General features: G+C 69.1%; 4 protein-coding genes. All 4 read left to right on the top strand.

Annotation, left to right across the window (positions count from 1 at the left end; translation table 11 throughout):
* Positions 1 to 201 (top strand): hypothetical protein (locus tag CA984_RS47540; protein WP_207621250.1); only part of this gene is annotated, 201 nt, incomplete at its 5' end.
* A 3-nt stretch (positions 202 to 204) separates the two neighbouring features.
* Entirely contained in the window at positions 205 to 2,586 is a 2,382-nt protein-coding gene (gene glgB / locus CA984_RS42255; RefSeq protein ID WP_242676479.1) for a 1,4-alpha-glucan branching protein GlgB, read from the top strand.
* A gap of 360 nt (positions 2,587 to 2,946) precedes the next feature.
* Positions 2,947 to 5,046: a S8 family peptidase gene (locus CA984_RS46830; RefSeq protein WP_165781622.1), complete on the top strand. Its 2,100-nt coding sequence runs from the start codon at positions 2,947 to 2,949 to the stop codon at positions 5,044 to 5,046.
* 226 nt (positions 5,047 to 5,272) lie between these two features.
* Positions 5,273 to 5,690: cellulose binding domain-containing protein (locus CA984_RS42245; protein WP_242676478.1), on the top strand; the 418-nt coding region annotated here is incomplete at its 3' end.

The following is a 5,690-nucleotide window of genomic DNA, read 5'->3' as shown; positions in this document are numbered from 1 at the left end:
GGGTGGAGACGCATCACTGTCCTCTGCGTGATCAGCCAGATCGACGGCCAGTATTCCTATAAGCGATATGGGCTGCCAATCGAGATTTTTCCTCCTTACGTCTTCGCACGTTTTCACGACACGCATGGTGATAGCGGACAAGGGCATGGGATGAAGCACCCGCATAGGGCAGGGTTAGGGGATACCGATCTACGGGAGTGATCCATGAACGCGCACTTGGACCTGGAGCGCCTGGCGGGTGGGGCACACCACGACCCGCACTCGATCCTCGGGGCGCACCCGGGGGCGGGGGGCGTGACCGTCAGGGTGCTGCGGCCGCTCGCCGAGAAGGTCCAGGTCGTCATGGACGGCCAGGTCCACGACATGGAGCACGTCGCCCACGGGGTGTTCGCGGTGACGATCCCCGGCCTGGACAAGGTGCCCGACTACCGCTTCCGGGTCACCTACGCCGGCGCCGAGCCGTACGAGATGGCCGACCCCTACCGGCACTGGCCCACGCTGGGCGAGGTGGACCTGCACCTGATCGGTGAAGGGCGTCACGAGCGGCTGTGGGAGGTGCTCGGCGCGCGGGTCATGCGGCACGAGGACGTGGAGGGCACCGCCTTCGCCGTGTGGGCGCCGAACGCGCGCGGGATCCGGGTGATCGGGGACTTCAACCACTGGGACGGCACCGCCTACCCCATGCGCTCGCTCGGCAGGTCCGGAGTCTGGGAGCTCTTCATCCCCGGCCTGGGCGAGGGTGACCGCTACAAGTTCGGCGTCCTCGGCGCGGACGGGGTCTGGCGGGCCAAGGCCGACCCGATGGCCCGGCGCACCGAGACCCCGCCCGCGACCGCGTCGGTGATCGACAGGTCCGACTACGACTGGCAGGACGACGAGTGGATGCGCCGGCGCGCGAGCCGTAACGCGCTGGACGCGCCGATGAGCACCTACGAGGTGCACCTCGGCTCGTGGCGGCCGGGCCTGTCCTACCGGCAGCTCGCCACCGAGCTGGTCGACTACGTGGTGGACATGGGGTTCACGCACGTCGAGTTCATGCCGGTGGCCGAGCACCCGTTCGGCGGCTCCTGGGGCTACCAGGTGACGTCCTACTACGCGCCGACCGCCCGGTTCGGCACCCCGGACGAGTTCCGCCATCTGGTGGACCGCCTGCACGAGGCGGGGATCGGGGTGGTGGTCGACTGGGTGCCCGCGCACTTCCCGATGGACGACTGGGCGCTGGCCAGGTTCGACGGGACCCCGCTGTACGAGCACGCCGATCCGGCGCGGGGCGAGCACCCCGACTGGGGGACCTACGTCTTCGACTTCGGCCGCCGGGAGGTGCGCAACTTCCTGGTCGCCAACGCGGTCTACTGGCTGCGCGAGTTCCACATCGACGGGCTGCGGGTGGACGCGGTCGCCTCGATGCTCTACCTCGACTACTCGCGGCGCGAGGGCGAATGGACGCCCAACGAGTACGGCGGGCGGGAGAACCTCGACGCGGTGGAGTTCCTCAAGGAGATGAACATGGTCTCCTACCGGGACCAGCCGGGGATCGTCACCGTCGCCGAGGAGTCGACCGCCTGGCCCGGGGTCTCCCGGCCGGTGCACCTGGGYGGGCTCGGGTTCGGGTTCAAGTGGAACATGGGCTGGATGCACGACACCCTCGCCTACCTCAAGCACGAGCCGATCTTCCGGCAGTACCACCACCACCAGATGACGTTCTCCCTGATGTACGCCTACTCGGAGAACTTCGTGCTGCCGCTGTCGCACGACGAGGTGGTGCACGGCAAGGGGTCGCTGCTCGGCAAGATGCCCGGCGACGAGTGGCAGCGGTTCGCGAACCTGCGCGCGCTGTTCGCGTTCATGTGGGCCCACCCGGGCAAGCAGCTGCTGTTCATGGGCGGGGAGTTCGGCCAGGGCTCGGAGTGGTCCGAGGAACGCGGGCTCGACTGGTGGGTGCTCGACTTCGACGGGCACAAGGGGGTCCAGCGGCTGGTCCGCGACCTCAACCGGGTCTACCGGGAGACTCCCGCCCTCTGGAGCCTCGACGCCTCCCCCGACGGCTTCCGCTGGATCGACGCCGACGACGCGATGGGCAACGTGTTCTCGTTCCTGCGCCGCGCCCCGGACGGCTCGGCCGTGGCCTGCGTGGTCAACTTCTCCGGCGCGCCGCACGAGGACTACCGCCTCGGCCTGCCCTACGCCGGCGCCTGGGAGGAGGCGCTCAACACCGACTCCTACACCTACGCGGGCAGCGGCGTGGGCAACCTCGGCGCGGTGGAGGCGGTGGAGGAGCCCCGGCACGGCCTGCCGTACTCCGCCCACCTGCGCGTCCCGCCGCTGGGCGCCGTCTGGTTCCGCCACCCCGGTGTGAGCGCCGAGGTGAAGCCCGTCGCGGAGGTCGTGAGCATGGAGGCCGTGGCCGGGGACGCCCCGGCCACGACGGTCACGGATACCGAGGAGGGGGCCGCGGGCGAGAAGAAGCTGGACGAGCCCATGGTCGGTGGCGCCGTGGCAGGCACCGTCACGGAGACCGGTGCCGGGAACGCCCTGGCGGGCACCGTCACGGAGATCGCGGAGGGAGCCGGGACGCGGCCCGCCTGAGCTCCCAGCCGTTCCGGGCCGGCCACGCGTGACGTGACCGGCCCGTTCCACGTCCGGGGCCGGAAAGTAGTCCCGCCTGTCTCACAAATCATCTAAAGTCCCACAATTTTCCTTAAGCTCCCCTTAAGCTTGTGGATCACTGTGCACATCAAGTCGCGACTTATGTGCATTTGTCGGGTGGTTGATGGGTGGGGGGCGGGATGGTCGGCATGAGCTTCGTCGGGGAGAGCTCGCGATCGTCGTTCGTCGTGCCCGGAGACCACGACGACCCAGACCTGACCGGCTGAAGCCGGTCGGGTCCGCCTAGCTCGCACCATGGCCGCGCCGGCGTCGGCGCGGCCTTTCTCCCCCGGAGGACCAGTGAGACTTCGACGTCTCATGGCGGGAACGGCCGTCCTGGCCGTGACCGCCGCCACATTCGCCATCGCGCCGGGCACCGCCTCGGCCGCCTCTGGAACGTTCTACGGAACGTTCTCTGGAACGTTGCAAGCGCCGCCGGAGATCGACGAGCCCACCAGGGCCGAGACCGAGAAGGCGCTCAAGGCCTTCGAGGACAAGGTCCGCGTCATCATCGACACCAAGGCGGCCTCCCAGGTCGACGACGTCGCCAAGGACCTGAGGACCGACGGTGACAGGGTCGTCCTGGAAGAGGCCGCGGAGTCCTTCCTCGTGGCGATCGTCGACAAGGCGGACGTCGCCCAGCTCAAGAAGGAGCCGGAGGTCGAGTCGGTCAAGGCCGACACCCTCACCTTCCCCACGCTGCTGGCGAGCACCAAGGTGATCGGCGCGGACAAGCTCCACGCCACAGGCGTCACCGGCAGCGGCCTGACGGTCGCGGTCATCGACACCGGGATCGACCGCAACCACCCCTTCCTCAAGGATCGGATCGTCGCCGAGGCGTGCTTCTCCACCGCCGACATCCGCGACATCGCGTTCTCGCTCTGCCCCAACCACCGCGCCGAGCAGGTCGGGGCGGGCTCGGCTGACGCCGAGACGCTCAACTGCTACAGCCTGCTGAAGCGCGGCAACCTCTGCTCCCACGGCACCCACGTGGCCGGCATCGCGGCGGGCAAGCTCACCCCGGGCGCCCCGGCGGACGGCGTCGCGCCGGGCGCGAACATCATCGCGATCCAGGCGTTCAGCAAGATCTACGACCCCGAGTCCTGCGGCGGCTGGGACAGGATCCCCTGCATCGGGGCCTACCAGTCCAACATCCGTCAGGCCGTCGCGCACGTCGAGACGCTGACCTCCGCACACAAGATCGCAGCGGCCAACCTGAGCCTGGGCGGCGGCAGCTCCGCCACGGACTGCGACCGCCTGCCGAACGGCCAGGAGACCTTCCCCGAGGCGGCCTCGCTCCGCGCCAAGGGCGTGGCGACCGTCGTCTCCTCGGGCAACGAGCACACCGTGGGCGCCGTCTCCTGGCCCGCCTGCGTCTCCAGCGTCGTCACCGTCGGCGCCACCGACGACAACGACGCGGTCGCGCCGTTCTCCAACCAGGGCAAGCAGCTCGAACTGTTCGCCCCGGGCGTGGGCATCACCTCCTCGGTCCCCAGCGGCGACTGGTGGAAGCGGAACAGCAACAACACCTACGACTCCTACAGCGGGACGTCGATGGCCGCCCCCCACGTCGCGGGCGCCTTCGCCCTGCTCCGGCAGAAGAAGCCGACCGCCTCGGTGGACGAGCTGCTCACGCTGCTGCGGAGCACCGGCAAGCCGATCACCTATGACAGCTTCGCCACCCTCGGCGGCGAGCGGGTCGCGACCAAGGTCACCACGCCGCGGATCGACCTCTGGGCCGCGCTGAACCCGGCACCCACCACCCCGACGCCGACCCCGACGACGACGCCGAGCGCCACTCCCAGCGTCACGCCCACGGTGACCCCGACGGTCACGCCGACGACGAAGCCGACCCCGACCCCGACGGTCACACCGACGACGAAGCCGACTCAGACCGCCACCCCGACGCCGACCGCGACGCCCAAGCCGACGCCCACCCCGACGGCCACCGGCAAGAGCCCGAGCGAGGTGAACCCGATCCCGGTGCCGGACCTGTGCGGGCGGGGCAAGGGGAAGACCGCTCTGACCGCCGCCCAGTGGGCCGCGGAGTTCCACAAGAAGCCCGGCAAGCTCACGGACAAGACCCTGATCTGCTACCTGAGCCTGTCCCAGAACGGCAGCAAGGTCTTCCCCGAGGCCACCGACTCCAACTCGCTCGCCAAGGCCTACAAGGTGCTCAAGGGCAAGTCCGCCAGGGCCGCCCTGGACCGTGAGCTGCTGGCCGCCTGGCTGAACTGGGCCCACGGCGTCTACAACGGCTCCTCCAAGGTCCACGGCACCACCACGCTCAAGAGCGCGGTCGCCGTCGCCGAGAAGCACCGCCTCAACACCAAGGCGACCGCCGCCCAGATCTCCGGCGCCGCCAAGTACCTGAGCGCCTACGTCAACAAGGCGAAGTAACTTTTTCCGACCGAACTCCCAACCGATCCGGGCCGGCCACGCGTGACGTGACCGGCCCGTTTCATGTCCGGGGGCGTCCGGGGACCGCGTGGAACGAACCTTAAATCAGCCTTATATCGGTCGGCGAGGCATTGACCACCCGGGAACGAGAATCTACGCTCTGGAAACTAATAGGAAACTTTCCTATGAATTCTGGGGCTTGGCACTCTCTGACCTGGAGCGACCCTTGCGACGAATCACCATCGGCTCCTTGATCGCAGCGGCGGCGCTGCTCGTCCCCTTGGGGATGAACACCGCCACAGCCGCCACTCCGGCCACCGCCACGTACTCGACCGCCTCCGACTGGGGTTCGGGCTTCGAGGGCAAGGTCACTGTGAAAGCGGGTACGAGCGCGCTGACGAGCTGGAAGGTCGAGTTCGACCTCCCCGCCGGCAACTCGATCGCCTCGGCGTGGGACGCCGACCTCACCAAGAGCGGCAACCACTACACCTTCGTCAACAAGGCGTGGAACGGCGCCCTGGCGGCCGGCGCGTCCGTGAGCTTCGGTTTCAACGGCGCGCCCGGCGGACTGTCCGGCGTGCTCGACTGCAAGCTGAACGGCGCCGCCTGCAACGGCACCGGCACCCCCGACCCGACCCCCACCC

Origin of the sequence: Streptosporangium minutum, assembly GCF_002149035.1 — a bacterium.
GTDB classification, from domain to species: Bacteria; Actinomycetota; Actinomycetes; order Streptosporangiales; family Streptosporangiaceae; genus Streptosporangium; species Streptosporangium minutum.
The sequence above is the reverse complement of the archived record's forward strand: the minus strand, read 5'-3'. Positions and strand labels throughout refer to the sequence as shown.